This window comes from Glycomyces harbinensis (assembly GCF_900101745.1).
Taxonomy (GTDB): domain Bacteria; phylum Actinomycetota; class Actinomycetes; order Mycobacteriales; family Micromonosporaceae; genus Glycomyces; species Glycomyces harbinensis.
Genome location: NZ_FNAD01000017.1, coordinates 55147 through 80625, shown reverse-complemented (window position 1 = coordinate 80625; position 25479 = coordinate 55147). Strand labels below are relative to the sequence as shown.

Below are 25479 nucleotides of genomic sequence, written 5' to 3'. Positions count from 1 at the left end.
CCCCTGGGGGCCACCTTGCGACTCCGTTCACTGCTGCAGATGCCCGAGCTGGGATTGACCCTGGTCTCGGGAAAGCACCACCTCGACCGGGAGATCCGCTGGGTCGTGCCCACCGACCTGCACGACCCGCGCCGCTACCTCTCGGGCGGGGAGCTGGTGCTCACCGGGATGATGTGGCGCCGGGCCGAAGCGGACTCGGACGCCTACGTGCGCAACCTGATCAAGGCGGGCGTGACGGCGCTCGGCGCGGGCGACCACCCCGAGTTCCACGCGGTGCCCGCCGACTTGGTGGACGCGTGCGCCCTGCACGACCTGCCGCTGTTCGCCGTGGACGCCGAGGTCGCGTTCGCCGAGATCACCGAGCGGATCGTGCAGCGGTTGTCCGTGGGCCGCTCGGGCGACCTCGCCTCGCTCCTGGACCGGCACCGGCGGCTCATCGCGGCCGACGGGATCGGGCAGATCCTCGAGCTCATCCGCGCCGAGCTGGGCATGGAGTGCCTGGTGCTGTCCCCGAGCGGGCGGGCGCTGCGCGGGGGGCTGGACTTGAGCGACGCCGACCGGTCGGCGGTCGTCGCCCGCGCGCACGCCGCCGAACGGCTCCCGGTGAAGGTGACGCTCGACCGCCACCGCTGCTATTCGGTGTTCGGCATCGGCTCGACCATCCACACCGGCCGCTTCCTGGTCACCGACGACGACCACACGCGGTGGCCGCCGGAGCGCCGCCTCGTCGCCGAGCAGCTCTCGGCGCTGCTCATGCTCGAACTCGACGACCCGGCGCAGCGCCCGGCCCCCGACGTGGAGCTCATCGGCGCGCTGCGCGAGGGCCGCGTCGACGAGCACCTGATGCGCTCGGCCGGGCTCCCGGTCGGCGGCGGGTGCACCGTCATCGCCGCGGTCGGCGAGCCCGCTGCGCTGCGCGAGGTCGTGGTCGCCGAGGCCGTCGCCGGCCCCTTCGACAACCTGCTCCAGCCGCCGGCGGCCGTGTGGGCCACGGTCGGGGACGAGACCGTCGCGATCCTCGCGGGCCCGGCCGGGAGCGCCGACGAGCGGCCCCGCCTGCTGGAGTGGGCGCGGCACTGCGCCGCGGTCCTGTCGGGCGCGAACCCGGGCGGGTCGGGCGCCGTCAGCGTCGGCCTGGCCGATCCGGTCCGCTCCCCCGAGGGCCTGCGCGGCGCCCTGGAACAGGCGCGGCACACCGCCGCGCTCGCGCAGCCGCGCGCCGGCGGCGTCGACATCGCCGAACCCGACCACCTCGTCTCGCACCGGATGCTCCTGGCTGCCGTCCCTCCCGACGTCAGCCGCGCCTTCCGCACCCGCGTGCTCGACCCGCTCCTCGAGTACGACGCCCGGCACCGCTCCGACCTGCTGCCGACCCTGCGGCGGTTCCTCGAATGCGACGGCTCGTGGCGCCAGTGCGCGCTGAGCCTGCACCTCCACGTGAACACCGTCCGCTACCGGATGCGGCGCGTGGAGGAGCTCACCGGGCGCGACCTGCGCAACCCCCTCGACCGGATGGATCTCGCGCTGGCGGTCAGCCTCGACTGAACCGGCGGGCCGAACCAGTGCGACCGAGACCCGCCAGGGGGGCGGGTCCACCGAAGGGGGACGACATGAAGAACACCGCGGGGCTGGTGCTCGCCGCGGGCGCCGGAAGGCGCTTCGGGCAGCCGAAGGCCCTGGTCGAATACGACGGGCGGAGCCTGCTGGACCGCGCCGTCGCCACACTGCGCGACGGCGGCTGCCGCCAGGTCCTGGCGGTCCTGGGCGCCGGGGCCGAGCAGGCCCTGTCGGCGGCGGCGGAGGCGTTCACGCCGGTGCTCAACCGCCGCTGGGGGCAGGGGCTGTCGACATCGCTCAAGGCCGGGCTCGCCGCCGTGCCGGAGCGGTACGACGGGGTCGTGGTGACCCTCGTCGACCTGCCGCGCGTCGAGGCCGAGGCGGTCCGGCGGCTCATCACCGCCGCCGAGGAGGGCGTCGCGATCGCGGTCGCCGTCTACGACGGCGTGCGCGGGCATCCGATGTACTTCGCCCGCGAGCATCTGGGGGCCATCGCCGACACCGCGGTCGGGGACCGGGGCGCGCGCGACTTCCTGGCCGCGAACGCGTCCCTGGTCCGCGAGATCCCCTGCCCGGGCGACCCGCTCGACATCGACACCCCGGCCGACCTGGCCGCGCTCACCCGCCCGGGTGCGCCGAGGCTGGCGGGACTCGCCTGAGCGCCGCCGGCGCGTAGGGTCACGGGCCGCGCACTGCTGCCAACGTCGTCAGCGGTGCGCCCATCGCACCCCGTGGTCTAAGCGGCGAACCAGAGGTCGATCTCGCGCTTGGCCGACTCCTCGGCGTCCGAGGCGTGGATCAGGTTCTGCTGGTTGGACACCGACAGGTCGCCGCGGATCGTCCCCGGCTCGGCCTTGCGCCCGTCCGTGGCACCGGCCAGCTTGCGCACCACCGGGATCGCCTCGTCGCCCGAGACGACCAGGCTCACCAGCGGACCCGACGTCATGAACGTCTTCAAGCCCTCGTAGTACTCCCGGCCGACGTGCTCGGCGTAGTGCGCGTCCGCGAGCGGCGCGTCCATCGTCCGCATCCGCAGCTGCTCGATGACCAGCCCCTTGCGCTCCAGACGGGCCAGGACCTCGCCGACGAGCCCGCGCCGTACGGCGTCGGGTTTGATCAACACGAGCGTGCGCTGCTGGGCCACGGAGAACTCCTCGGAAGAGACTGTCGGATTGTGGCTGTCATCCTAAGCGATGTTGTGTCTGTTGCCTCACCCACGTACGATTCACGTTGCAACCCGGTTCTCCCAGTTGTGGATGAGGTGTCCCCGATGGCACGTGGCAGCCAACCCCCACGGCCGGCCCCCCGGCCTTCCAAGGCGCCCGGCAGAGGCGCCGCGAAAGGCGGGGCCGCCCGAGGCGGCGCGAAGGGCACCGCCGCGAAGGGCGGCGCCAAGACCGGCGGCGCCCGCAAGGCCCAGCCGGCCAAGGCGATGCCCAGGGGGGTGCGCCAGCCCGCGGCCCGGGGGGCCACCGCCGAGCAGCTGCGCCAGCAGCGGCTCATGATGGACCAGCAGCGCCGCCAGCGCGAGGCCCGGTGGTGGGCGATCAACCAGCACGCCATGAAGGACCTGCACTCGCGCCAGCACCACGCCGCGGGCGGCGAGGCGATCGGGACGATCCTCAACGCCGACCGCCGGATGCGATGGCGGACCTCGCGCGCGATCGGTGCCATCACTTTACTGATTCTGGCGTTCTTCTTCACCTCGATGGCGATCGGTGCGCAGAGCATGGGCATCGCCGTGCTCGCGTTCGTGTGCCTCGCCGGCTGCATCGCGTTCTTCACCGTGGAGCATTCGGCGCGGCGCTTCCCGCAGCCGGTCCCGGCCCCGCCGCTCATCGGGCAGCACCGGCTCGAGGACCTCATCGTCGAGGACGACCCGCCTCGGCCCGCCGCCGCGAAGGCCCCGGGCACGATGGAGGCGCTCGACGACCTGTTCGAGCCCGCCCCGCAGCCCGAAGCGGAGACGCGGCCCGGACCCGAGCCGGTCAGGCCAGCGGCTTCGGCTGCGCCCGAGGCGAAAGCGCCCGAGGCGAGCATTCCGGAGCCTGTGGCGACTTCCGAGACTGTCGCGCCCGAAGCCGAGTCGCGTGCGGCCGAGGCCGCGCCCGCCGAGCCTGAGAGGGCCGCGCCGGAGGCGATCGCACCGGAGCCGCCGCGACCGGACGAGGTCCCCGCGACGGTGGCCGCGGAGCAGACGGCGCCGCCGCGCCTCACCGAACCGGTGCGCCCCCTCGGGGACACCGACCCCGAGCCCGAACTGGTGCGGCCGTTCACGGCCGTACCCGAGCGGGTGTGGCCGATCGCCGAGCCCGAAACCGAACCCGAGCACGAAGCCGAACCCGGGTCGGAGCCGCCCGCCGCGTCGTCGGCCGTCGCCGAATCGGCGCCGCGCCCCGCCGACCCCCCGGTCGCCGGGGCGTTCACGCTGCCGACCGAGCAGGTCGGCGGCGACGAGGTGACCGTCGCGCCGAAGACCGACGAGACGCCGCCCGCCAAGGGCCCCATCGCCGAAGCCGTCACCCGGCTCAAGTCGCCGACGCCGCCGCGCCCCCGCGACTCGGCCGAAGGCCGCAGCCTCGCCGAGGACCTGGCCGCGCTGCTCCTGTCGGAGCAGCGGCTCGGAGGCACCGACGTCACCGACGTCGCGGCCACCCTGGTCGTCGCCGACCTCCAGCGGTCCGTCGAGTTCTACACGGACGCACTCGGACTCCAGGTCGCCGACCAGACCGACGAAGCGGCCGTGCTCGACGCCGGGTTCGGGAAGATCCTGCTGTGGGAGCGGCCCGACGCGCCCCCGGGCGAGACCGGCGTCATGCACCTGACCTTCGAGGTCGGCGACATCGACGCGACGTTCGCGGAGATGAACGAGGCCGGCGTCGAGTTCCTGCACCTGCCGCGCACCGCCCTGCTGGGCAAGAACTACCAGATGCGCGCCGCGGCGTTCCGCGACCCGGACGGCCACGGACTGGCCATCACCGAGCACCGGGAGCGCGACTAGCTCGAACGCGCGCCGCAGAGCCTTTGGCCCGAAGAGGGAAGTGACGCCCATGCTGATCGTCGGTGAGATCCACACCGGACTGCTGCCGCACTCGCGCCCGCTCACGCCCGAGGAGGCGAAGGCGGCCCTGTCGCTCGCCGTCGGCGAGACCGTCGTGCAGTGGGCCCGCCCCGTCCCGCACACCTCGTCGGCGACGCTCCTGCACGGCGTCGACTGCCGGCTCCCGCTGGGCCCCAAGCCGGGCAACCGGCACACCGATGGGGAGGCCGCCAACGGCACCGTGAGGGCCGTGGGCACCGTCTGCTCGCGGGCGGTCCTGACCGGCGGGCACCTGCTCCAGGGCTCGTCGTGGACCGCGATTTCGCCCCCGCAGCATCCGCGGCGGATGCCCTGGTCGTACTACCTGGCCCGGCCCGGGACCCTGGAGACGATCGGGAACTTCGAGGCCCGGCGCCTCGCCGAGGGGTTCCTCGTCGCCGAAGGCCGCCGCGACCGCGCCGGGCTCCTGGACGCGGCCGCGATCGCGCGCCACTCCATCACCGACGTGCTCTCCCGGTCCGTGCTCGACCAGCGCCCCCCGATCAAGACCGGCTCGACCCGGCTGCGGTGGGCCGCGATCGCCGACCCCGGCTCGGGCAACGCCGTCGCGTTCCGCCTGGTCGGCACCGACCGGCGGCGCATGAGCATGGTGACCGGGCTGATCGAGCCCGAGCACGTGGCCGCGGCGGCCGAGGACCTGGCCGTCCACGACTGGCTGCTCAGCGCCGTCGCGGCCCGGATCGCGCTGGCGAAGATCGGCGAGGAGCCGCGGCACACGCTGCGGACCTTGCGGCCCGTCGTCGACCACCTGCTGCACCTGTGGTCGGCGGGCGCGCGGACCTCGCGGGACCTGGAGTTCATGTGGGACTCGCTGGAGCGGCGCCCGGGCCTGACCAGCCAGTGGCGGTCCATGACCGAGCGGGTGCGCTCGCAGATCGACTACGGCGCGGCCGACATCGCCGCGCAGATGCTCGACATGATGGAGCAGCGCCAGCGCCAGACCGGCGGCGCCGGCGACCCGTACTACCGGTGAGGCCTAAAGGGGCCCTTGGAAGATGTAGGTGAGCCGGTCGACGAGTTCGGCCGGGAGGGTCATGCCCTCGCGTTCGGCGGACTTGCGGATCGACTCGACCGCGCCCGCGTCGGTGCGGACCGCGCCGCAGATGACGCGGACGGCGTGCTCGACCTCAAGGAAGTCCACCGACAGGACCGAGACGGTGCGGTAGGCGGGGAACGGGAACGCCTTCGCGTTCAGCTGGAGGATCGGCGGCATCGCCCCCCACGTCTCGGGGAAGCGGGCCGACAGGGCCCGGTCGGGGTCGTGGCCGTGCTCGACGGGCACGACCGCCTCGACCGGTTCGGGCACGCCGATGCGCCGTCCCCCGTTGCGCAGCACGCCGAGGCGCAGCAGCTGCCAGACCGCGGCGAGCATCGGGCACGACCAGCGGCGGCCCTCCGCGGTGTCGTTCCACAGTTCGACGTCGAGGAACACCGAGTGCTCGCGCCGGGAGTTCTGGCTCGGCGGCACCCACTGGTCGGCGGCGCCCATCGCGACGCGCTTGGGCTTGGGGCTGGGGACGCCGTTGCACAGCCAGCCCGAGCGCGACACCGGCGGGCGCGAGCCGTTGGTGCCCGGCGGCGGTTCGAACACGATCCGGTCGGCCACGAGACCGGCCAGGTCCAGCGGGCCCAGTTGGGCGCACGCGGACTCGCGGGCGAGGTAGTCGATGCGCAGCCCCGCGTCGGCGGCGGCCTCGGTGACGACGCTGATGAGCTTCTCGGGCGAGGGCAGGCCCTCGTGGAAGTAGTCGTCCACGAGGTAGCAGGTGCTCACGCGGGGCGTGCGGCCGCCGAGGCGCTTGGTCAGGGCCTCGGTGGTGCCGTGGACCCAGGCGGCGGCCGAGGCCATCTCCTCTTTGAGGGTGTCGGGCCGGGCGAGGTCGTCGGCGTACAGGTGCCCGACCTCGATCGACAGGTGGGACATGCCGAAGCGCTCGGTGCGCTGCTTGGCGCTGGTCTCCTCGTAGGTCATGCGATCCACCTCATTCGATGCCGCGGGCGATGGCTTCGAGGCCCGGCACGAACAGCTCCTCGGCGGAGCGCACGGCCAGTTCCGAGAAGGCCTTGACGGTCTCCTGGTTGGCGATGTCGAGCGTGACGGTGTCGGCGTCGGTGATGATCTGCTCGCGCCACTGGAGCACGGGGTCGAGCGGGACCGACCCGAGCAGGTTCATGCGCCCGAGTTTGAGGCGCGCGGCCATCTGGTGCAGGTCGGCGTCGATCTTGCGCAGCCAGCGCACCTGCGTGGGCTTGAGGCCGGACAGGTCGGCCCCGTCGGGGTCGACGACGGCCGTGCGCACGTAGCGGATCGAGGCCAGGAGCTTGCGCTGGTAGTCGTCGCCGAGGCCCTTGCTGGTCTCGACCAGGCCCCGCTCGCCGTAGACGAGCGAGTGGGCGGCGAGCACGTGCTGCTTGGTCCAGCGGTGGTAGACGATCCAGCGCCAGGGCAGGTTCGCGAGCTCGGGCCGGGCGGTGGCGGCCATGACCATCTCGGTGGCGTGCGAGCGGCCCGCGCTCAGGTCGACGATGACGAGGTCGAACTCGCGCGAGAGTTCTTGGAGGAGGTCGACGCAGCGGTCGACGGTGGTCTCGTCGCCGGGGAACTCCGAGCCGTCGGCGTCGCCGGGGCACAGGACGAGGTCGCCCGCGCCGTCGGGCCGGGCCTGGAGTTCGACGCGGTCGCTCTCGGCCCACACCGAGTGGCGCTCGGGCTCGGAGGCGAGGTCCTGGAGGTACTCGTGGATGCCGTTGCCGTAGGTGCCGTGGGAGAGGTCGTCGATGGCGAAGATCGCACCGGCCGTGGGCGAGCCGAAGTCGAAGTCCACATAGCACACGTTGCTGCCCTGGAGAGCGCGGCGGTAGGCCAGGTTGCACGAGGAGACCGAGCGCCCCGTGCCCCCCTTGTCCGAGGTCGCGAACAGCAGCATCGTCACACTCCGGTCTCGGCGTCGCGGCCGGCCGCGATGAGCCGGTCGAGGTCGATGAGGGCCTTGACGCCGAGCGAGAAGGCGGTGCCGGGACGCTCGTCGACGACGTCCTTGGCGTGGCGGATGGTCAGGCCCACCGAGCGGATCTCCTGCGCCAGTGCGGGTCCGGCGTTCGCCGAGCCGCGCAGCAGCTCCTGGTCGTAGATGTGCTCGGCCTCGACGAGGAGTTCGTGCGCGAGGTTCTCCAGGTTTCGCGAGCGGGCCGGCTCGGAGGTCGCGAACTGGGCGGCGAGCACCATCGCCTCGACCACGCGGATGGTGAAGTGCCAGGACGGGTCGCCGAACCAGTGGCGCAGCTCCCCGTAGACCTGCTTGGGCTGGTCCCACAGCCGCGAGGCCTCGCCGTCGCGGATGCGCCTGCGCGCCAGGTGGTCCCACACGAGGTCGGCCACTTCGAGCAGTTCGGCGCGGGACTCGATGGTGACCAGCAGGCCCGCGGCGTGGTAGAGGCGCTTGAGCAGCAGGGGTGCGAAGTCGACCATGTTCCAGACCATGGCCGGCCCCTGGAGCTTCTCGATGCCGGCCAGTTCGGCCTTCACGCCCGGGAAGTGCATCTCGATCGCGCGGTCCTCGGTGAGCGGGCGGCGGGTGATGCGCCCGCGGTTGGCGAGTTCGACCAGGACGTCGCCGAGGCGGATGAGGTCGTCGTCGCCGCCGCGGGAGGCGCCGAAGGTGTCGGTGGCGACCGCGCAGACCAGGAGGCTGTAGTAGTCGTACTCCAGGCCGTCGGTGGTGCGCCAGGGGACGTCTTCGAGCGGCCACTTGGAGCCGCCGCCGAAGGAGGCGACCATGGCCCAGTAGCGGCGGGTGACGTCCATGCGCAGCTGGAGGGACTGGCCGAGGCGCTGCTCCTCCTCGGTGAGGAGGTTGCGGCGCATGACCCTCGGGGAGAACAGGGTCGTGATGGCCTCCAGGGCGACCACGGTGAAGTAGAGGTAGGGGGCGTCCTCGGCGCGGCCCGTGCGCTGCGTGGAGGTGTCGGAGACGTCGAGGATGTCGGGGGCCTGCTCCACCACCGACCAGGACCAGCCGATCTCGAACAGCTTCGTGGGCGCCTCGACGCCGGCGGTGCCGCCCGAGCCCACGGTGATGTTGCGCAGCGAGGCGATGATCTCCTCGGACTCCTCGCGGAAGCGGCGCACGATCTTGCGGTCGGGCTGGCCGTCGACGTTGATGAGGGCGATGAGCTGGCGCCCGAAGTCGTCGTCGGCGTCGAAGGTCGACACCGCGAAGGACCGCAGCAGGCCGGTGATGGCGCCGAGGAGGCGCCGGTGCACGATCTGCTCGATCTGGTCCAGTTCCTCGATGAGGTCCTTGCGGCCCATGCGCTTGACCGTGGGGCTGAAGTCGGCGAGGAACGTCAAGGCCGTGAGGCACAGCGGGATCGCGAGCGCGAAGCCCTCGGTGACGTCGATGGCCCGCTGCTCGGGGCTGGCCTCCTGGGACCGGTCGACGCGGTGCATGTTGGAGCCGCCGGAGTAGACGGGCACGCCCTCGTCGTCGACGTGGCGCTCCATGTAGTCCCCGACCACGCGCATGATCCGGATGGGGATCTCGACGGCGTCGCCGAGCCCGGCGAGCGCGTCGAGCACGGGGTCGCTGGTGGCGTCGGGGTCGGCGTAGCGCAGTTCGGGGAGCTCCTGGGCGGGGAAGAGCAGGCACAGCAGCTGCTGGGCGTCGCCGACGGCGTCGGAGTCGTTGCGCCCGCCCCAGTGCCACACCCTGCGCTTGCCGCCGTCCTCGGCGGGTCGCCAGCTGTAGGCGACCTGCGCCTTCCAGATGTCGAGGAGCTGTTGCCGAGGCTGCATCTTCACAAGGGACCACCGCCGAGCGCTCGCAGGACCGAATCGGACATCTTCACTATGGCATGCCCATGCGACACAGACGGACTCGCAGAACGCGTGTTGTCGGCTACCCGACAGACGGCGAACGTCCGGGAGGGGCCCCTCAAGCGTCCTATGAGTAGGGATGGCGAACCGGGCGAACCGGTCCTCCCGAACGCACGAGGAGTCGACATGGTCGAGCTGTTGCTGGCGGGCGTGATCATCGGCGCCGTGGCGACCGCCGCCGCGGTGACCGGCGTCCGGGACCGGCGCCGCCGCCGGGCCGAGCGCACCGGCCCGCGGGACGCGGCGCCGACCTCCGGCGAGCCGATCCCGAGCGGGTGGACGGCGGGCCGCGACGGCGCCGAGCGCTGACCGCCCCCGTTCAGGCCTTCAGTTCGTAGACGCTGCAAGGAACCTCGTGGCCGGGGACGACGGTCACCCGTTCGAGGGTCATGCCGAGCTTCTCGGCCACGCGGATCGAGGCGGCGTTCTCGCTGTGGATGCACGAGACCACGCGGTCGAGACCGAGCTCCCCGAACGCGAAGCCGAGCACGGCCCGCGCCGCCTCGGGCGCGTAGCCGCGGCCCCACCGGTCGCGCTTGACGCGCCAGCCGAGTTCGGTGGCGGGCAGGATCTCCGGCAGGAACGCGGGGGTCGCCAGCGCGGCCCAGCCGACCAGGGCGCCGGTGTCGCGTTCGCTGACGGCGAAGACGCCCCAGCCGTGCGCGTCCCAGTGCGCCTCCGCTTTCGCGGTGCGCGCTTCGGTCTCCTCCGCGGTGAGCGGGCTGCCGCCGCCGATGTAGCGCATGACCTCGGGGTCGGCGTTGATGGCGGCGAGCGCTTCGGCGTCGGCGGCGGCCAAGGGGCGCAATGCGAGCCGTTCGGTCTCCAGGATCGGGCTCATCGCTTGGGCGGCCTTCCCAGTTGCGCTTTCACGTACCAGCAGTAGGCCCAGACCAGGGCGAAGACGACTCCGGCCGTGCCGAGGGACCAGTGGATCGGCCAGCAGGCGATCACCGCGAGCTGGAGCACCGCGCCTGCGGGCCACACCCAGGGCCGCTTGGACATCCCGGCGAGCAGGACGCATGCGGCCGTGAGGATCACGATCACCGCGGTCGCGGTTCCGCTGTCGTCCAGGATCATCCGCATCGGCACGATCGCCAGCAGCAGCGCCAGCGCCTCGAAGCTCAGCGCCATGGCCGCGAGGGTGCGCGCGGCGCGGTCGGGGTCGCGCAGGCCCGAGCGGGACGGGTCCGGCCCGGTCCAGGGCGCCTCGGCCTCTTCGGGCTCCTCGGGGTGCTCGCGCCCGTGCTCAGCCACGGCGGCCCACCAGGATGCGGCGGGCGTCGGCGACGGTGAAGACCGAGCCGGTGACGAGGACGCCGCCGCCGGACTCGTAGACGTCGTCGGCCTCCTCGGCGAGTTCGATGCCGCGGGCGATCGCGTCGGCCATGTGCGGGATGACGACGACCCGGTCCTCGCCGAAGACCTCGCGGGCGAGCTTCGCGAGCGTCGCCGCGGGCATGGCCCGGTCCGAGGAGGACTTGGTGATGACGATCTCCTCGAGGAGCGGCTCCAGGAGTTCGAGCATGTGCTCGGTCTCCTTGTCCGCGAGCATGCCGACGACGCCGACGAGCTTGCGGAAGTTGAACTCCTCCTCGACGGCCTTGGCCATCGCCTCCATGCCGGCGGGGTTGTGGGCGGCGTCGAGGACGACCGTGGGGGCGGTGCGGACGACTTCCAGGCGGCCCGGGGACGTGAAGTCCGCGAAGGCCGCTCCGACGACTTCGGCGTCGAGCGCCTTCGGCTCGCCGGCGCCGAGGAGGACCTCGACGGCCGCGAGCGCGAGGGCCGCGTTGTGCGCCTGGTATTCGCCGTGCAGCGGCAGGAACAGGTCCTGGTAGCGGGCGGCGCGGGTCTCGATGGTGACGAGCTGGCCGCCGACGGCGACCTCGCGGGCGGTGACCTCGAAGCCGCGGCCCTCGGGCACGAGTTTCGCGCCGACGGCGTTGGCGCGGCGCAGCAGCGGCTCCATCGCCGAGCGCTCCTGCACCGAGGTGACGAGGGTCGAGCCCTCGTGGACGATCCCGGCCTTCATGGTCGCGATCTCGGCGAGGGTCTCGCCGAGCCACTTGGTGTGGTCGATGCCGATGGGCGTGATGACCGCGACCTCGGCGTTGAGCACGTTGGTCGAGTCGGTCTCGCCACCGAGGCCGACCTCGATGACGCCGACGTCGATCGGGGTGTCGGCGAAGGCGCCCATGGCGAGCGCGACGGTCATCTCGAAGTAGGTGAGGGCCTCGGGGGCCTCGCGGTCGACGAGGTCGGCGAGCGGCGCGATCTCGTAGTAGGCGGCCGCGAGCCTCTCGGGCGAGATCGGTTCGCCGTCGATGCACACGCGCTCGGTGACGTCGTTGAGGTGCGGCGAGGTGAACATGCCGGTGCGCAGGCCGTGCCCGCGCAGCAGCCGCTCGATCATGCGGGAGGTCGAGGTCTTGCCGTTGGTGCCGGTGATGTGCACGGACCGGAACGACCGCTGCGGGTCGCCCATCATGTCCAGCAGCTGCTTGATGCGGTCGAGCGTGAAGTCCCAGCGCGAGAAGCCGCGCGCTTCGAGCGCGGCCTCGACTTGGGCGAGTTCGGCGTTCAAGGTGGAGTCCCCCGTCTGGTGCTTGCGAGCCGTGCGTGTGGTCGGCGCGGCGGCCGTCCCCGGGGACGGCCGCCGCGCCTTCCCTAGGCCAGTCGGTCGAGCTGCGCGGTGATGCGCGCGATGTCGGCCTCGGCGGTGGCCTTGCGCGCCTTGATCTTGTCGACCACGGCGTCGGGCGCCTTCGCCAGGAACGCCTCGTTGCCGAGCTTCCCGGTCGTGGTGGCCAGCTCCTTCTCGGCGGCCTTGAGGGCCTTGTCGAGCCGGGCCCGCTCGGCCGCGACGTCGATCGTCCCGGACGTGTCGAGCGCGACGTGGACCTGGTCGGACACGGCCAGTTCCGCGGTCGGGGCGAAGCCCTCCCCTTCGGGGTCGAGTTTCGCGAACGCGCGGATGAGACCCTCGATGTCGCCCAGTCCGGCCGCCTCCAGGCCGGTGATGCGGGCCGCCACCCGCTGGCCGGGGTTGACGCCCTGGTCCGAACGGAAGCGGCGGACTTCGGTCACGAGGTGCTGGAGGGCGCCCACGAGGCGTTCGGCCTCGGCGTCCGACCCGGCCGCGGTCGGCCAGGCGGCCACGGTGAGCGAGTCGCCGCGGTCCTCGCCGCCGGTGAGCGTGAGCCACAGCTCCTCGGTCACGAACGGGATCACCGGGTGGAGCAGGCGCAGCAGCTGGTCGAAGACGTGCCCGATCACGCGGCGCGTGTCGTCCGCCTTCGGGCCGCCTTCGGCGAGCACCGGCTTGGTCAGCTCCAGGTACCAGTCGAACACGTCGTCCCACGCGAAGTGGTAGAGCGCGTCCATGGCCTTGGCGAACTCGTAGGTCTCGAAGTGGCCGTCGACCGCTTCGATCGTGTTCGACAGGCGCGAGAGGATCCACCGGTCGATGAGCGACAGGTCGGCGGGCAGGTCGCCCTCCACCGTCGCGCCGCTCATCAGCGCGAACCGGGTCCCGTTCCACAGCTTGTTGCAGAAGTTCCGCGAGATCTCGGCGAGCTCGATCGAGGCGATCGCGTCCGCGCCGGGGTTCGCGTCGCGCGCGAGCATGAACCGCAGCGCGTCCGCACCGTACTGGTCGACCACCTCGAGCGGGTCGATGCCGTTGCCCGAGGACTTCGACATCTTCTTGCCGTTCTTGTCGCGCAGGAGACCGTGCAGGAACACTTCGCCGAAGGGCGCCTTGCCCATCGCGTAGGTCCCGAACATCATCATCCGGACCACCCAGAAGAAGATGATGTCCCAGCCGGTGACCAGCACCGCCGTCGGATAGAACTTCTCGAGCGCCTTCGTCTCCTCCGGCCAGCCGAACGTCGAGAACGGCCACAGGCCCGAGGAGAACCACGTGTCGAGCACGTCCGGGTCCTGCACGTAGCCTTCCGGAGCGGTCTCGCCCGGGCCCACGCACAGCTCTTCGCCGTTCGGCCCGTACCAGATCGGGATGCGGTGGCCCCACCACAGCTGGCGCGAGATGCACCAGTCCAGGAGGTTGTCCACCCACGAGAAGAACCGCTTCTCCATCTCCGGCGGGTGGATCTTCGTCTCACCCGACCGCACCGCGTCGCCGGCGGCCTTCGCGAGGCGCTCCACCTTGACGAACCACTGCTTCGACAACCGCGGCTCCACCGTGGTGTCGCAGCGCTCGCAGTGCCCGACCGCGTGCATGTACGGGCGCTTCTCGGCCACGATCCGGCCATCGGCCCGCAAAGCGGCCGCGATCGCCGAACGCGCCTCGAACCGGTCCAGGCCCTGGAACGGCCCGTGCGCGGTGATCACGCCGCGCTCGTCCATGATCAGGATGGATTCGAGGCCGTGGCGCTGGCCGATCGCGAAGTCGTTCGGGTCATGCGCCGGCGTCACCTTCACCGCGCCGGTCCCGAACTCGGGATCGACGTGCGCGTCGGCCACGATCGGGATGCGCCGCCCGGTGAAGGGCACCTCCACCGTCGTGCCGAGCAGGTGCCGGTAGCGCTCGTCCTCGGGGTGCACGGCCACGGCCGTGTCGCCCAGCATCGTCTCCAGACGCGTCGTCGCCACCACGATCGAGGCCTCGCCCTCGCCGTAGCGCATCGACACCAGCTCGCCCGCGTCCTCCTGGTGCTCCACCTCGATGTCCGACAGGGCGGTCATGCAGCGCGGGCACCAGTTGATGATGCGCTCGGCGCGGTAGATCATGCCGTCGTCGTACATGCGCTTGAACATCGTCTGCACGGCGCTGGAGAGGCCGTCGTCGAGCGTGAACCGCTCGCGGTCCCAGTCGACGCCGTCGCCGATCTTCTTCATCTGCGAGGTGATGCGCTCGTGGTAGACGTCCTTCCACTCCCACACCTTGTCCACGAACGCGTCGCGGCCCAGGTCGTGGCGGGACAGGCCCTCCTTGTCGGCGAGCTGGCGCTCCACCACGTTCTGCGTCGAGATCCCGGCGTGGTCGGTGCCCGGCAGGAACAGGGCCTCCTTGCCCCTCATGCGCTCGCGGCGCACGAGGGAGTCGATGAGGGTGTGGTCGAGCGCGTGGCCCAGGTGCAGCTGGCCGGTCACGTTCGGCGGCGGGATCACGATCGCGTAAGGGTCGCGGTCCGAGTCGTCGGCAGCCTTGAAGCGACCGTCGGCTACCCACTTCGCGTAACGACGAGCCTCTACCTCTACGGGCGCGTACGTCTTCGGCAAGTGGGCGGCCAGGTCTCGATGTTGCTTCGCTGCGTCTGTCACCGTTCCAGTTTACGGAGCCACCTGCGGCGAAGGCGAAGCGGTTTACGGGGTGTCGGCTCGCTCAAGTTCACGGCTCGCCGGGGCCCCCGGCGAACCGTGCGGGCTACGCGTCGCCGTCGCCGCGGAGCACCCTCTCGGCGGCCGAGGCCACGTCCGTCTCGCCGTTCGCGACCGCCTCCGCCAGCTCCTCGGTCACCCGGTAGCGCTCGCGCAGCGCCGCCTCGACGCGGGCGCGGATCTCCGCGGCCGCCCGCCTCCGGCGCTTGAGGGCGAGGTGGTCGCCCCCGGCGAGCCAGTCGCGGTGCTTGCCGATCGCGGCGACGAGCTCGTCGATCCCCTTCGCCTCGGAGGCGACCGTGGTGCACACGGGCTGTCGCCACTCGCCGGGTTCGCGCCGGACGAGGCTCATCATGGCCTTGAGGTCGCGCACGGTGCCGTCGGCGCCGGGCCGGTCGGCCTTGTTGACCACGTAGACGTCGGCGATCTCCACGACCCCGGCCTTGACGGCCTGGATGCCGTCGCCCATGCCGGGGGCGAGCAGCAGGAGCGTCGTGTCGGCGAGGCTCGCGATCTCGACCTCGGCCTGGCCGACGCCGACGGTCTCGACGATCACCACGTCGAAGCCGAGCCCTTCGAGGAGCCGCACGCCCGCGCCGGTGGTCGCCGCGAGGCCGCCGAGGTGGCCGCGGGTGGCGACCGAGCGGATGTACACGCCCTCGTCGAGGGCGTGGTCGGCCATGCGGACGCGGTCGCCGAGGATCGCGCCGCCCGAGAACGGGCTCGACGGGTCCACGGCGAGCACGGCGACGCGCAGTCCCGCCTCGCGCCAGGCCGCGATGAGCGCGGAGACGAGCGTGGACTTGCCCACGCCGGGCGAGCCGGTGATGCCGACGATGAGCGCGTCGCCGCCCAGGACCCGGCGCGCCACCTCGGGAGCGTCGGGCGTCTGGTTCTCCACGGCGGTCAGGAGTCGGGCGGTGGCCCGGCGGTCGCCCGCCCGGGCCGCCGCCACGATGTCGTGCAGGCCCATCAAGCTCCCTTGAGGATGATCGCGTCGCCCTGTCCGCCGCCGCCGCACAGCCCGGCCGCGCCGAGCTGCCCGGGGGCGAGCTGGCGGGCGAGGGTCTGGGCGAGGCGGGCGCCGGAGGCCCCGATCGGGTGGCCGAGGGCGATCGCGCCGCCGTCGGGGTTGACGGCCTCCAGGCTCACGCCGAGGGTCTCGGCCGAGGCGAGGACGACCGCGGCGAACGCCTCGTTCATCTCCACCACGTCGAGGTCGGACACGGCCAGGCCGGCGAGGCCGAGCGCCTTCGCGATCGCGTTCGCAGGCTGGTCGAGCAGGGAGTTGTCGGGTCCGGCGACGGTGGCGTAGGCGAGGATCTCGGCGGTCCAGGCCCAGCCGTTGGCCTCGGCGAGCGACTTGCGGGTCAGCACCAGCGCGGAGGCGCCGTCGGAGATCTGGGACGCGGTGGCGGCGGTGATGGTGCCGTTCTCGGTGAAGGCCGGGCGCAGCTGCCCGAGCTTCTCGGGGGTCGAGTCGCCCCGCACGCCCTCGTCGGCGTCGATGAGGCCCTTGCGGGTCTCGACCGGGGTGATCTCCTCGGCGAGGCGGTCGGCGGCCTTGGCGGCCCGCTGGTGCGAGTCGGCGGCGAACGCGTCCTGCTGCTCGCGGGTGAGCGAGCGGTCCTTGAGGTGGCGCTCGGTGGACTCGCCCATCGAGATGCCGTCGTAGGCGTCGGTGAGCCCGTCGTGGGCGAGGTGGTCGATCAGGACGGCCTCGCCGTACTTGAAGCCGCGGCGCGAGCCCGGCAGCAGGTGCGGGGCGCGGCTCATGGACTCCATGCCCCCGGCGACGATCACGTCGGCGGCGCCGCCGCGCAGGAGCTGGTCGGCCAGGCCGACGGCGGTCAGCCCGGAGAGGCAGACCTTGTTGACCGACAGCGCGGGGACGCGCATCGGCAGCCCGGCGGCCACGGCGGCCTGGCGGGCGGGGTTCTGGCCGCATCCGGCGGACAGGACCTGCCCGAGGATGACCTGGTCCACGTGTTCGGGGCCGATGCCGGCCCGTTCGATCGCGGCTCGGATCGCGGTCCCGGCCAGGTCGGTGGCGGGGATCTCGGCGAGCGCGCCGTTGAAACGCCCGATGGGTGTCCGGGCGGCGGCGAGGATGACGGTGTTGTCGTTCATGGCGGACCTCCGTTGGTCGATACGCTCGATCGTATGACGTTCACTGAGGGAATCGGATTGCGGCGCATCGATCACGTGGGCATCGCGGTCCCGGACCTGGACGCGGCCCTGGAGTGGTACGAGGGCGCGCTGGGCGGCAGGGCGGTGCACCGCGAGGTCAACGAGGCGCAGGGCGTGGTCGAGGTGATGGTCGCGTGGCCCGAGGGCGGCGCGCAGGTGCAGCTGCTCGCGCCGCTGCACGAGGAGTCGCCGATCGCGCACTTCCTCGGCCGGAGGGGGCCGGGGCTGCAGCAGCTGGCGTTCACCGTCGAGGACGTCGAGGCGGCCGCCGCGGCGCTGCGCGAGCGGGGCGCGCACCTGCTCTATGACGAAGCGCGCCAGGGCACCGCGGGCTCCAAGATCAACTTCGTGCATCCGAGGGACGCGGGGGGCGTCCTGGTGGAGCTGGTCGAACCCGCTTAGGGCCCTTGCGGTCGCGGCTCCCGGCCCGGCGCAGGGCGGCGCCGGGAGTGTCGGATTGGTGACGCCCAACGGGTGACGCGTGAACAAATCGGAAACGACGTCCGATACGAGTTCCGTGTTGTTTCAAGGATTTCGCCCGTTTTGCGGCTAGTGTTACGGGTGATTCGGGGCCCATAAACCCCTGACCTTGCTGTCGACAGATCCGGTTGCGTCTGCAAGTATTGGTCCATGTCGCAGCAGCCCTCCAGCAGTACCTTTTTCGACAACGACCAATCGGTGCCGGAATTCCCCGTGCAGTTGCGGGGTTACGACCGGCACCAGGTGGATGACTTCATCCAGAAGAACCTCGCCAAACTGACCCAGACCGAGCAGCAGCGCACCGAGGCCGAGCAGCGGATGACCGACGCCCAGCGTCGTCTGCGCCAGGCCGAGCAGCGGGTCCAGGGACTCGAGCAGCGCCTCGGCGAGCAGCAGAAGCAGCTCGAGGAGAACACCCGCCCGACGCTCTCCGGGCTCGGCACCCGGGTCGAGCAGATCCTGCGGTTGGCCGAGGAGCAGGCGAACGAGCACCGCGCCGAGGCCAAGCGCGAGACCGAGGGCATCCTCTCGGCCGCCCGCCTGGAGTCGCGCGAGATCACCGACGCCGCCCGCGGCGAGGCCGGCAGCCTGAAGCAGAACGCCGAGCGCGAGGCGAACACCCTCCGCACGCAGGTCGAGCGCGAGGTCGCGGAGCTGCGGACCAACGCCCGCCGCGAATGCGAGACCCTCCGCGCCGACGCCGAGCGCGAGACCAAGCAGCTGCGCACCGCCACCGGCCACGAGGTCGCCGAGCTCAAGGCCTCCGTCGAGCGCGAGGTCGCGACCCTGCGCGCCACCGCCGACCGCGAGATCACCCAGCTCCGCGCCAAGGCCGCCCGCGAGGCCGAGGAGAAGCGCGCCGAGGCCGCGAAGCTCTTCGCCGAGGCGAAGGAGAAGCGCGACAAGGACCTTCAGGCCCTCGACCTCGAACTGGCCGAGCGCAAGGAGAAGTCCGAGCGCGAGGAGTCCGAGCGCCACACCCGCGCCGTCGCCGAGACCCAGAAGCTCGTCTCCGACGCCGAGAACCGCGCCCGCGACGCCGAGGAGCGCGCCAAGTCCGCCGAGACGCGCGCCGAGGAGAAGCGCTCCGAGGCCGACAACTACGCCGAGGAGACCACGACCAAGGCCAAGCGCGACGCGCAGAAGCTCGTCTCCGACGCCAAGTCCGAGGCCCAGCGGCTGCTCTCCGACGCCAACGCGGACGCCGAACGCGTCACGCAGGACGCCGAGTCCAAGGTGGCCGACCTCACCGCGAAGCGCGACCAGGTGCAGGAGACCCTGCGCAACCTCAGCGGACTGGTCAGCGGCGCCCTCGGCGGCGCGCTCGGGCAGCAGTCCGACGAGAAGTAGAAAAACCCGACAACAAGTAAACCTGGCGAATCCGCGTTACCGTCGAAACCTACGACAGTGAAGAATGATCGTAGGCGTAGGTCGACGGTGGAGGAACCACAGCTTCGGCCGCGTCCCGTCACATCCGGCTCCCTTGCCGGCGGTGGCGGGACGCGGCTTACGTGAGGATGAGGGTATGGCGCGTGAAGACAGACTGGATGACTCGGAACTGCTGACCGGCTTCGATGAGGCCGGTCCCATCGACCGCGGGTTCGAGACCGCATTGCGGGGCTATGACAAACGGCAGGTCGACCGTTACCTGCAGCAGATGCAGCTCCAGATGGACACGCTGGCCGGAGAGCGGGCCGAGGCGCTCGCGCAGATCGACCGCCTCGTGGTCCAGATCCAGCAGTTGCAGGCGCAGATCCAGGAGCTGCGACGGCGCAGCGCTGCGGGCGACAACGCGTCGTACCGCCACCTCGGCGTGCGCATCGAGCACATGCTGACCCTCGCCGAGGAGCAGGCCGAGGAGATCAAGGCCAACGCCCACAACCAGACGAAGCACCTGCACCAGCACGCCGACCAGCGGCTGCGCGAGGCCGAGGCGCAGATCGAGCAGGCCCGCAAGGACTTCGAGACCACGTTGAAGGCGCGCCGGGCCGCCGCCGAGAAGGCCGAGGCCGACCGGCGCGCGATCATCGACGCCGAGATCAACAAGCGCGCCCGCGAGGCCCAGTCGATGGTGGACCAGGCCAAGGAGCGGGCCGCGTCGCTCATCGCCGAGGCCGAGCAGGACGCCGAGAACAAGCGGGCCGCCGCTGACGAGCAGACCCGGCAGCTGGTCGCTCACGTCGAGCGCCTGAGGACCGAGGCCCAGCAGCTCAAGGACGACGCGACCGTCGCCGCCGACCAGGCGATCGCCGAGGCCCGCGAGAAGGCCGACCGCATCGCGGCCGAGGCCGACGCCGAGGCCGAGCGCAAGCGCGCCGAGCACGAGGCGGAACTGCGGGACCTGCGCACCGAGGCCGTCGAGAACCTCGAGAAGTTCAAGCAGGAGACCGAGACCTTCGCGCAGACCGTGCGGACCGAGGCCGAGAACGAGTCGACCCGCCTGCGCGCCGAGGCCGCCGACAACGCGACCCTCACGCGCACCGAGGCGGTCGACGAGGCCAAGCGGGTCCGCCAGGACGCCCAGCGCCGCCTGGAGGAGGCCGAGGCCGAGGCCGAGCGGCTCACCGCCGAGACCGCGGCGAAGACCGCGAAGCTGGAGGCGGAGGCCGCCGAGGCCGCCCGTCTGGCGCGCGAGAACGCCGAGGCCGCCGCGATGCGCCTCGCCGAGGAGACCGAGCGCGAGACCCGGCGCCTGCGCGAGGAGGCCGCCGACGCGAGCCGCAAGGAGCGCGAGGGCGCCGAGGTCGCCGCCCGCCGCCTCAACGAGGAGACCGCGGTCGAGACGCAGCGGCTGCGCGAGCAGGCCGCCGCCGAGGCCGAGCGCGTGACCGCCGAGGCGGCCGCCGACGCCGCGAGGCTGCGCGAGAGCGCCGACCGGGCCAAGGTCGACGCCGCGGCCGAGGTCGAGAAGGCCCGCGCCGAGCTGGCCGAGATCGAGGCCGAGCGCCAGAAGCTCCTGGCCGACGCCCAGGCCGAGGCCGAGCGGATCCTGGCCGAGGCGGACCTGAAGGCCGAGGAGATCAGGTCCGACCGCGACCAGTACGTGACCGAGGCCGAGAAGAAGGCCGAGAACGCCAAGCGCCGCGCCGAGGAGCTCTCGAAGTCCGCCAAGCAGACCGCGCGGCGCGACTCCGAGGCGATCCTGGCGACCGCGAGGGCCCAGGCCAAGAAACTGGTCGAGGAGGCCCGCGCGAGCCGCGAGGCGGACGCTGAGGCGCCCGCGCAGGACACCGCGGTGAACAAGCCGGCCGCCGCCCGCAAGCGGACCCAGAGCGGCGGCAAGCAGAACAGCGAAGCCGCCGAGAAGGTGTCCTCCTCGTAGGGACGGACCGGCGACAGACGGACGCCGAGGGCCCGGTGCGATCGCACCGGGCCCTCGCTTCGTCCCGGGCCCGCCGCGCATCCGGACCCGCTCCGCCCGGTCCCCTGACCCCGTTCGGGTGACACCGCGGGGGCGGAGCGGCGTTCCTGTCGCACCCGCGCGGGAGGATCGCACCTACCGTTCCCCGGGTGGGTGGGGGGTAGGGACGGTATACGCGGACCCCGGACCCGCCAGGAGACGCTGAAGGGCCCGCAGCACGAGGTGCTGCGGGCCCTTGCCACCGGGGGAGCCTGTGGCTCCGGACCTACTTGGTGCTCGCCGCGGCGGGCTCCTTGTCGGTGTCGCCCTTCGGTTTCTTCGCGTCGCCCGAACCGCCCGGCGTGGTGCCGACGATGGGCGGCATCAGGCCGCCGCCGGTGGAGCGCTTCTTGTTCCACACGTCGAACAGGACGGCCGCGAGCACGACCAGGCCCAGGATGATCTGGACCGTGTCGGTCGCGATGCCCAGGACCTGCATGCCCTGGTTCATGACGCCCATGACCAGACCGCCGATGACGGCGCCGATGATGGTGCCCACGCCGCCGGTGACCGACGCGCCGCCGATGAACGCGGAGGCGATGGCGCTCAGCTCGAACGCGTTGCCGGCGCCCGGCGTGGCCGCGTGCAGGCGGGCGGTGACGATGACGCCGGCCAGGCCGGCCAGCGCGCCCATGATCACGAAGACCCAGAAGGTGGTCTGCTTGGTCTTGACGCCCGAGAGCAGCGCGGCCTTCTCGTTGCCGCCGCCCGCGTAGATGTGGCGGCCGAAGACGGTGCGGTTCGCGATGAACGTGAACAGCAGGACCAGGCCCAGCAGGATCCAGCCGATGATCGGCAGGCCCTTGTAGGAGTAGAACGTGTACGCGGCCAGCAGCACCACGGCGGCGATCGCGACGGTCCTGATCAGCCACGCGACCTGCGAGGAGCCCGCGATGCCGGCCTTGACCTGGCGGGTGCGGCTGCGCACCGAGAAGAACACGAACAGCGCCGCGCCGACGACCCCGACCACGAGGGTCGGCATCTGCAGGTCCACGCCGAGGAAGTGGTAGCCGGAGGCCAGCTCGTTGAACGTGCCGTTGGTGCCCTTGGTCTCCGCGCCCAGGACCTTGAGGGTCAGGCCGCGGAAGATGAGCATGCCGGCCAGCGTCACGATGAACGCCGGGATACGCACGTAGGCGATCCAGAACGCCTGCCAGACGCCGATGAGGGCGCCCAGGCCGACGGCGAACAGCACCGCGGCGTACCAGGGCCAGTTCCAGTCCGAGAGCGCGATGGCGGACATGGCGCCGCAGAACGCGAGCACCGACCCGACGGACAGGTCGATGTGGCCGTTGACGATCACCAGCATCATCCCGATCGCGAGGATCAGGATGTACGAGTTCTGCAGGATCACGTTCGTGATGTTCAGCGGCGTGATGAAGTTCTCGTTCTGGAGGCTCACGTTGAGCACCTGGAACAGGATCATGATCAGCACCAGGGCGATGATCATGCCGTAGGCGCGCAGGTTGATGTTGCGCAGCGCCGAGATCAGGCTCGGGCGAGACTTGGTCGGGACGGTGGTCATTGGCGTTGCTCTTCTCCCCCGCTGGCGGTCTCAAGGGTCATGAGACGCATCAGCTCTTCCTGTGTCGCATTGGCCCGGTCGACCTGACCGGTGATGTGCCCGGCGCTCATCGCGTAGATGCGGTCGCACATGCCGAGCAGCTCGGGCAGTTCGGAGGAGATCATGAGGACCCCCTTGCCCTGGTCCACCAGCTTGTGGATCAGCTCGTAGATCTCGTACTTGGCGCCGACGTCGATGCCTCGGGTCGGCTCGTCGAGGATGAGCAGCTCGGGTTCGGTGAAGACCCACTTCCCGAGCACGATCTTCTGCTGGTTGCCGCCGGAGAGGTTCCCGGCGAGCGAGTAGACGGACGGGGCCTTGACGCCGAACTCCTTGCGCAGGCGCTCGGAGACCGAGTTGACCTTGTCCTGGTCGACGACGCCGCGCTTGGAGACCTTGTGCAGACCGGGCAGGGTGAAGTTCTCCCGCAGGTCGTAGTCGAGGTGCAGGCCGTAGTGCTTGCGGTCCTCGGTGGCGTAGGCGAGGCCGGCCTCGATCGCCTCGGGGACGTTGCGCAGGTGCAGGCGCTTCCCGTCGATCTCGGCGCGGCCGGAGATGTTCGAGCCCCAGCTGCGGCCGAAGACGCTCATGGCGAACTCGGTGCGTCCGGCGCCCATGAGCCCGGCGAGGCCGACGATCTCGCCGCGCGCGACGTTGAGGGCCGCGTTGTTGACGATGACCCGCTCGCGCTGCTCGGGGTGGTGGACGGTCCAGTCCTTGACCTCGAAGAAGACCTTGCCGATCTTCGGCTCGTGCGGCGGGTACAGGTGTTCGAGGTCGCGGCCGACCATCGACTTGATGAGCCGGTCCTCGGTGACGGCGCCGTTGTCGGTCTCGAGCGTCTCGATCGACTGGCCGTCGCGCAGCACGGTGATCCGGTCGGCCACCGACAGGACCTCGCCCAGCTTGTGGGAGATGATGATGCTGGTGACGCCCTCCTCGCGGAGCTGGCGGAGCAGTTCCAGGAGGTTCTCGGAGTCGGTGTCGTTGAGCGCGGCGGTCGGCTCGTCCAGGATCAGGAGCTTGACGCTCTTGGACAGGGCCTTGGCGATCTCGACGAGCTGCTGCTTGCCGACGCCGATCTTCTCGACCAGCGTGGCCGGGTTGTCGTGGAGGCCGACCTTCTGCATGAGGCGGGCGGCCTCGGTGTTGGTGCGGCTCCATGAGATGACGCCGCCGCGCTTGCGCTCGTTGCCGAGGAAGATGTTCTCGGCGATGGAGAGTTCGCCGACGAGGGCGAGCTCCTGGTGGATGATCACGACGCCGGCGGCTTCGGAGTCACGGATGTTGCGGAACTGGGCGGGCTTGCCGTCGAACTCGATCTCGCCGTCGAAGTCGCCGTGGGCGTAGACGCCCGACAGGATCTTCATCAGCGTCGACTTGCCGGCGCCGTTCTCGCCGACGAGTGCGTGGATCGTGGCCCGCTTGACCCCCAATTCGACCCCGGACAGTGCGAGCACGCCCGGGAATCGCTTGGTGATCCCCCGCATTCGGAGGATGTCTTCAGACATGGCTTTGTCCTATTTGAACCGATTGGACTGCTCTGGAGAGAGGTTCGGGGACGCCCATGGCGGGCAGGGCGTCCCCGAGGGAAGGGTCTGACGAACCGTTGCTAGCCGAGGTCGGCGGCGTCGATGTAGCCGGAGTCGATGAGCTCCACCTCGTAGTTGGTCACGTCCACGCTGACCGGCTCCAGGAGGAACGCGGGAATGACGTGGTCGCCGTTGTCGTAGGTGTCCTCGTCGTTGATGTCGGGGGTCTTACCGTCGAGGACCGCCAGGACCATGTCGACCGTGGTGTCGGCGAGCAGGCGGGTGTCCTTGTAGACGGTCATGGCCTGCAGGCCGCTGATGATGTACTTGACCGATTCGAGCTCGGCGTCCTGGCCGGTGATCACGGGCATCGTGGTGTAGCCGGAGCCCTGGAGCGAGGCGATGATGCCGCGGCTGATGCCGTCGAAGGGCGAGAGCACCGCGTCGACGACGGAGCCGTCGTTGTAGAAGTTCGACAGGATGTTGTCCATGCGCTCCTGCGCGATGGCGCCGTCCCAGTTCTCCGTGGCGACCTGCTCCAGCGTGGTCTGGCCGGACTTGACGACCAGCTTGCCCTCGGTGACGAAGGGCTCCAGGACGGCCCAGGCGCCGTTGAAGAAGTACGGGGCGTTGTTATCGGTCAACGCGCCCGCGAAGAGCTCGATGTTGAAGGGACCGGCCTGGTTGGCGAGGTCGAGCGCCTCGACGAGGTAGGTGCCCTGCAGGGTGCCGACCTTGGTGTTGTCGAAGCTGGCGTAGTAGTCGACGTCCGGGGTGTCCAGGATGAGGCGGTCGTACGCGATGACCGTGATGTCCTGGTCCTTGGCCTGGGCCAGGACGCCGCTGAGCGACTTGTTGTCGATCGCGGCGATGACGAGCACGTCCACGTTCTGGCCGACCATGGTCTCGATCTGGCTGACCTGGTCGGCGGCGACGTCGTTCGCGTACTGGAGGGTGACTTCGTAGCCTTCGTCCTCGAACGAGGCCTTCAGGTTGTCACCGTCGAGGATCCAGCGCTCGGAGGTCTTCGTGGGCATCGCGATGCCGACCTTCTTGCCCGAGCCCGAGCCGCCGCCCTCGTCCTCGGAGGCGCAGGCGGACGCGATCATGGCCACCGCTGCGGCGCCGATGGTCCCGGTCATCAAGTGACGTCGGTTGACGTTCATTAGTACTCCTTCGTACCGGGCGTCATCAGTGCATGACCGACGTCGCCCTGGGGTCAAGACGGATTCGATAGTTCAACGTTTTTCCACAACCGTCAACAGCGGCGGTGTCTCGTGTCCGAATCGTTGCTTTTCAAGTTCGTAGAATTCCGACACAATGATCTCTCAGGGCACATCGGACACCCGGTGCCTCAACGGAAATAACTAAGGGTACATAAACGATCACCCGTTCGTGCCACATCCCTGCGGCCGACTACCACTCGACCGTTCG

Annotated in this window: 21 protein-coding genes; 8 read left to right on the top strand and 13 right to left on the bottom strand. The window is 71.1% G+C overall.

Features of this window, described 5'->3' with window-relative positions:
- The first annotated feature begins 39 nt into the window (after positions 1 to 39).
- Positions 40 to 1545, top strand: a complete 1506-nt coding sequence (locus tag BLQ63_RS22490; RefSeq protein ID WP_177155064.1) for a PucR family transcriptional regulator — start codon at positions 40 to 42, stop codon at positions 1543 to 1545.
- 65 nt (positions 1546 to 1610) lie between these two features.
- Positions 1611 to 2216 (top strand): nucleotidyltransferase family protein, encoded by a 606-nt coding sequence (locus tag BLQ63_RS22485; protein ID WP_091039775.1) that lies wholly within the window; start codon positions 1611 to 1613, stop codon positions 2214 to 2216.
- Between the two features lie 77 nt (positions 2217 to 2293).
- Here the strand turns inward: BLQ63_RS22485 and ndk are convergent, their stop codons facing one another.
- Positions 2294 to 2701, bottom strand: coding sequence for a nucleoside-diphosphate kinase (gene ndk / locus BLQ63_RS22480; RefSeq protein WP_091039774.1), 408 nt, complete (start codon positions 2699 to 2701; stop codon positions 2294 to 2296).
- A gap of 126 nt (positions 2702 to 2827) precedes the next feature.
- Between ndk and BLQ63_RS22475 the strand changes: the two genes are divergently transcribed.
- On the top strand, positions 2828 to 4558 hold the full coding sequence (locus BLQ63_RS22475; RefSeq protein WP_091039773.1) for a glyoxalase/bleomycin resistance/dioxygenase family protein: 1731 nt from the start codon (positions 2828 to 2830) through the stop codon (positions 4556 to 4558).
- A 49-nt stretch (positions 4559 to 4607) separates the two neighbouring features.
- Positions 4608 to 5630 carry an SCO2521 family protein gene (locus BLQ63_RS22470; RefSeq protein ID WP_091039772.1) on the top strand — a complete coding sequence of 341 codons (1023 nt, stop codon included), beginning with the start codon at positions 4608 to 4610 and terminating at the stop codon, positions 5628 to 5630.
- A 3-nt stretch (positions 5631 to 5633) separates the two neighbouring features.
- Here BLQ63_RS22470 and BLQ63_RS22465 read toward each other — a convergent pair whose 3' ends face one another.
- The 3 genes from BLQ63_RS22465 to BLQ63_RS22455 are packed head-to-tail and all read right to left on the bottom strand — an operon-like array spanning position 5634 to position 9452.
- Entirely contained in the window at positions 5634 to 6629 is a 996-nt protein-coding gene (locus BLQ63_RS22465; protein ID WP_091039771.1) for an SCO2522 family protein, read from the bottom strand.
- Positions 6630 to 6639: 10 nt separating this feature from the next.
- Positions 6640 to 7584 carry an SCO2523 family variant P-loop protein gene (locus BLQ63_RS22460; RefSeq protein ID WP_091039770.1) on the bottom strand — a complete coding sequence of 315 codons (945 nt, stop codon included), beginning with the start codon at positions 7582 to 7584 and terminating at the stop codon, positions 6640 to 6642.
- A 2-nt stretch (positions 7585 to 7586) separates the two neighbouring features.
- Positions 7587 to 9452, bottom strand: coding sequence for an SCO2524 family protein (locus BLQ63_RS22455; RefSeq protein ID WP_143015048.1), 1866 nt, complete (start codon positions 9450 to 9452; stop codon positions 7587 to 7589).
- Between the two features lie 207 nt (positions 9453 to 9659).
- Between BLQ63_RS22455 and BLQ63_RS22450 the strand changes: the two genes are divergently transcribed.
- The gene (locus tag BLQ63_RS22450; RefSeq protein WP_091039768.1) at positions 9660 to 9842 is read left to right on the top strand and encodes a hypothetical protein; all 183 of its coding nucleotides are present in this window, start codon (positions 9660 to 9662) and stop codon (positions 9840 to 9842) included.
- A gap of 10 nt (positions 9843 to 9852) precedes the next feature.
- Here BLQ63_RS22450 and BLQ63_RS22445 read toward each other — a convergent pair whose 3' ends face one another.
- The 6 genes from BLQ63_RS22445 to BLQ63_RS22420 all read right to left on the bottom strand — a co-directional run bounded on the left by BLQ63_RS22445 (position 9853) and on the right by BLQ63_RS22420 (position 17009).
- Positions 9853 to 10374, bottom strand: a complete 522-nt coding sequence (locus BLQ63_RS22445) for a GNAT family N-acetyltransferase (RefSeq protein WP_091039767.1) — start codon at positions 10372 to 10374, stop codon at positions 9853 to 9855.
- Complete coding sequence (locus BLQ63_RS22440) at positions 10371 to 10790, bottom strand: DUF4233 domain-containing protein (RefSeq protein ID WP_218125436.1); 420 nt, start codon at positions 10788 to 10790, stop codon at positions 10371 to 10373. The genes BLQ63_RS22445 and BLQ63_RS22440 overlap by 4 nt, the downstream gene beginning before the upstream one ends.
- On the bottom strand, positions 10783 to 12120 hold the full coding sequence (locus BLQ63_RS22435) for a bifunctional folylpolyglutamate synthase/dihydrofolate synthase (protein ID WP_245681056.1): 1338 nt from the start codon (positions 12118 to 12120) through the stop codon (positions 10783 to 10785). The genes BLQ63_RS22440 and BLQ63_RS22435 overlap by 8 nt, the downstream gene beginning before the upstream one ends.
- Before the next feature lie 83 nt (positions 12121 to 12203).
- Entirely contained in the window at positions 12204 to 14822 is a 2619-nt protein-coding gene (locus BLQ63_RS22430) for a valine--tRNA ligase (RefSeq protein ID WP_091039766.1), read from the bottom strand.
- Positions 14823 to 14925: 103 nt separating this feature from the next.
- Positions 14926 to 15852: a methylmalonyl Co-A mutase-associated GTPase MeaB gene (meaB, locus tag BLQ63_RS22425; protein WP_091039765.1), complete on the bottom strand. Its 927-nt coding sequence runs from the start codon at positions 15850 to 15852 to the stop codon at positions 14926 to 14928.
- The gene (locus BLQ63_RS22420) at positions 15852 to 17009 is read right to left on the bottom strand and encodes an acetyl-CoA C-acyltransferase (protein WP_091039764.1); all 1158 of its coding nucleotides are present in this window, start codon (positions 17007 to 17009) and stop codon (positions 15852 to 15854) included. The genes meaB and BLQ63_RS22420 overlap by 1 nt, the downstream gene beginning before the upstream one ends.
- A 33-nt stretch (positions 17010 to 17042) precedes the next feature.
- Here BLQ63_RS22420 and mce point away from each other — a divergent pair, with 33 nt between their 5' ends.
- From mce to BLQ63_RS22405, 3 genes are all read left to right on the top strand, one after another.
- Positions 17043 to 17471 (top strand): methylmalonyl-CoA epimerase, encoded by a 429-nt coding sequence (gene mce / locus BLQ63_RS22415; RefSeq protein ID WP_091039763.1) that lies wholly within the window; start codon positions 17043 to 17045, stop codon positions 17469 to 17471.
- A 228-nt stretch (positions 17472 to 17699) separates the two neighbouring features.
- Positions 17700 to 18899, top strand: coding sequence for a coiled-coil domain-containing protein (locus BLQ63_RS22410; protein WP_091039762.1), 1200 nt, complete (start codon positions 17700 to 17702; stop codon positions 18897 to 18899).
- Positions 18900 to 19074: 175 nt separating this feature from the next.
- On the top strand, positions 19075 to 20871 hold the full coding sequence (locus BLQ63_RS22405) for a DivIVA domain-containing protein (RefSeq protein WP_177155063.1): 1797 nt from the start codon (positions 19075 to 19077) through the stop codon (positions 20869 to 20871).
- A gap of 304 nt (positions 20872 to 21175) precedes the next feature.
- Here BLQ63_RS22405 and mmsB read toward each other — a convergent pair whose 3' ends face one another.
- The 3 genes from mmsB to chvE form a co-directional block, all read right to left on the bottom strand.
- Complete coding sequence (mmsB, locus tag BLQ63_RS22400; protein WP_091039760.1) at positions 21176 to 22474, bottom strand: multiple monosaccharide ABC transporter permease; 1299 nt, start codon at positions 22472 to 22474, stop codon at positions 21176 to 21178.
- Positions 22471 to 24024 carry a multiple monosaccharide ABC transporter ATP-binding protein gene (mmsA, locus tag BLQ63_RS22395; protein ID WP_091039759.1) on the bottom strand — a complete coding sequence of 518 codons (1554 nt, stop codon included), beginning with the start codon at positions 24022 to 24024 and terminating at the stop codon, positions 22471 to 22473. Before mmsA ends, mmsB begins: the two co-directional genes overlap by 4 nt.
- 101 nt (positions 24025 to 24125) lie before the next feature.
- The gene (chvE, locus tag BLQ63_RS22390; protein WP_091039758.1) at positions 24126 to 25211 is read right to left on the bottom strand and encodes a multiple monosaccharide ABC transporter substrate-binding protein; all 1086 of its coding nucleotides are present in this window, start codon (positions 25209 to 25211) and stop codon (positions 24126 to 24128) included.
- Positions 25212 to 25479: the final 268 nt, after the last annotated feature.

Coding starts and splice junctions, on each gene's coding strand:
- mce (WP_091039763.1), top strand. CDS start 17,043: ATGACGTTCACTGAGGGAATCGGATTGCGGCGCATCGATCACGTGGGC.
- BLQ63_RS22475 (WP_091039773.1), top strand. CDS start 2,828: ATGGCACGTGGCAGCCAACCCCCACGGCCGGCCCCCCGGCCTTCCAAG.
- mmsA (WP_091039759.1), bottom strand. CDS start 24,024: ATGTCTGAAGACATCCTCCGAATGCGGGGGATCACCAAGCGATTCCCG.
- BLQ63_RS22465 (WP_091039771.1), bottom strand. CDS start 6,629: ATGACCTACGAGGAGACCAGCGCCAAGCAGCGCACCGAGCGCTTCGGC.
- BLQ63_RS22410 (WP_091039762.1), top strand. CDS start 17,700: ATGTCGCAGCAGCCCTCCAGCAGTACCTTTTTCGACAACGACCAATCG.
- BLQ63_RS22445 (WP_091039767.1), bottom strand. CDS start 10,374: ATGAGCCCGATCCTGGAGACCGAACGGCTCGCATTGCGCCCCTTGGCC.
- BLQ63_RS22455 (WP_143015048.1), bottom strand. CDS start 9,452: ATGCAGCCTCGGCAACAGCTCCTCGACATCTGGAAGGCGCAGGTCGCC.
- BLQ63_RS22450 (WP_091039768.1), top strand. CDS start 9,660: ATGGTCGAGCTGTTGCTGGCGGGCGTGATCATCGGCGCCGTGGCGACC.
- mmsB (WP_091039760.1), bottom strand. CDS start 22,474: ATGACCACCGTCCCGACCAAGTCTCGCCCGAGCCTGATCTCGGCGCTG.
- BLQ63_RS22490 (WP_177155064.1), top strand. CDS start 40: ATGCCCGAGCTGGGATTGACCCTGGTCTCGGGAAAGCACCACCTCGAC.
- meaB (WP_091039765.1), bottom strand. CDS start 15,852: ATGGGCCTGCACGACATCGTGGCGGCGGCCCGGGCGGGCGACCGCCGG.
- chvE (WP_091039758.1), bottom strand. CDS start 25,211: ATGAACGTCAACCGACGTCACTTGATGACCGGGACCATCGGCGCCGCA.
- BLQ63_RS22470 (WP_091039772.1), top strand. CDS start 4,608: ATGCTGATCGTCGGTGAGATCCACACCGGACTGCTGCCGCACTCGCGC.
- BLQ63_RS22460 (WP_091039770.1), bottom strand. CDS start 7,584: ATGCTGCTGTTCGCGACCTCGGACAAGGGGGGCACGGGGCGCTCGGTC.
- BLQ63_RS22420 (WP_091039764.1), bottom strand. CDS start 17,009: ATGAACGACAACACCGTCATCCTCGCCGCCGCCCGGACACCCATCGGG.
- BLQ63_RS22405 (WP_177155063.1), top strand. CDS start 19,075: ATGGCGCGTGAAGACAGACTGGATGACTCGGAACTGCTGACCGGCTTC.
- BLQ63_RS22485 (WP_091039775.1), top strand. CDS start 1,611: ATGAAGAACACCGCGGGGCTGGTGCTCGCCGCGGGCGCCGGAAGGCGC.